The sequence below is a fragment of the Alcanivorax sp. HI0083 genome (genome assembly GCF_001635175.1).
Genome location: NZ_LWFX01001518.1, coordinates 1 through 1,574 on the forward strand (window position 1 = coordinate 1; position 1,574 = coordinate 1,574).

1 protein-coding gene is annotated in these 1,574 nt (G+C 53.5%); it reads left to right on the forward strand.

Going from position 1 to position 1,574, the window contains the following annotated elements:
- Window positions 1–221: 221 nt before the first annotated feature.
- The coding region (locus A3754_RS22870; protein WP_063521431.1) for an NAD(P)/FAD-dependent oxidoreductase at window positions 222–1,574 on the forward strand (1,353 nt) is incomplete at its 3' end.

Here is a 1,574-nt window from a genome sequence, read left to right on the forward strand (position 1 = left end):
GGAATGGGGCCAAGTACTGCTTTGTATAGACTTGGAAACGGCCTGATGATTACTTTGGACGTAAAAATGCAAGGGCCATTCCGTGGATGCATGCTGCGTGACCTGGCGGATACGGGGCAGGCAGAAAAAGTCGGTTGCCTGTGGTTGTTGGCAATGGGATGGTGAACGGTAAAGGAACTCTTTACGTGATGATTTGACCGGCTGTTTAAGGGAGCGTTCTCATGGTTAGCCAGCACAAGCATGCCGAAAATAATGAACACACCGGTAATGATGTGGATGTCCTGATAATCGGTGCAGGGCTGTCGGGTATCGGCATGGCCTGTCATCTTGGCAAGGATTGCCCGGACCAGCGTTTTGCTATTGTTGAGCGGCGCAAGGCCATGGGAGGAACCTGGGATCTGTTCCGTTATCCGGGGATTCGTTCCGATTCTGATATGTTCAGTTTTGGCTATGGTTTTCGTCCCTGGAATGAATTGAAAGTGTTGGCCGACGGGCCCTCCATTCGTCATTATATTCATGAAACGGCGGACGCCTTTGGGGTCACAGAGCATATCCGCTATGGCCTGAAAACTACCTCGGCGGACTGGTCGGAAAAGGATCAGCGCTGGACAGTGACAGTAACCCATGAAGATAGTGGAGAAACCGAGACGTTCACCGCCCGGTTTATGGTTGGCTGCACCGGTTATTACAATTACGACAAGGGCTATTTACCTGATTTTCCAGGCATGGATCGCTTCAAGGGGCGCTGTGTCCATCCTCAACAATGGCCGGAGGATCTGGATTACAAGGATAAAAAAGTGGTGGTGATTGGTAGTGGTGCCACGGCCGTTACACTGGTTCCCTCCATGGCGGAGGAAACCGCTCATATCACCATGCTGCAGCGTTCACCTTCCTATATTTTTTCCATTCCCGGCCATGACAAATTATCCGAACTGCTGGATGCGGTGCTGCCTTCGGACTGGGTGTTTGGTATGGCACGGTGGCGCAATATCAAGCTGCAGCGCCTGATTTATAAAGCGTCAAAAAAATACCCGAAATTTATGCGCAAACTGCTGTTGTCCAACGTCAAGCGGCATGTGGGCGATGGCGTGGATATGGCCCATTTCAGCCCTTCTTATATGCCCTGGGACGAGCGCCTGTGCGCGGTGCCGGATGCGGATCTGTTCAAGGACCTGCGCGATGGCAAGGCGACCATTGTCACCGATCATATCGAGACCTTTACGGAAAATGGCATCCTGTTGAAATCCGGGCGGGAGCTGGAAGCGGACATTATTGTTACCGCCACCGGGCTGAATCTTCAGGTGCTTGGCGGCATGACGTTATCGGTTGATGGTGCGCCGCTGGATGTGAGTCAGCGCATGACTTACAAAGGCGTGCTGATGGAGGGAGTGCCCAACATGGCCTGGGTGTTCGGGTATACCAATGCGTCCTGGACGCTCAAGGCCGATCTGGCTGCTGCCTACGTGTGCCGGCTGCTCAATTATCTGCAAGAAAACCGGCTTGCTGTGGTGACGCCCCGGGCCGAATGCGCGCAATCGCAGCAGGACCATTCCATCATGGATGCGCTGGGGTCC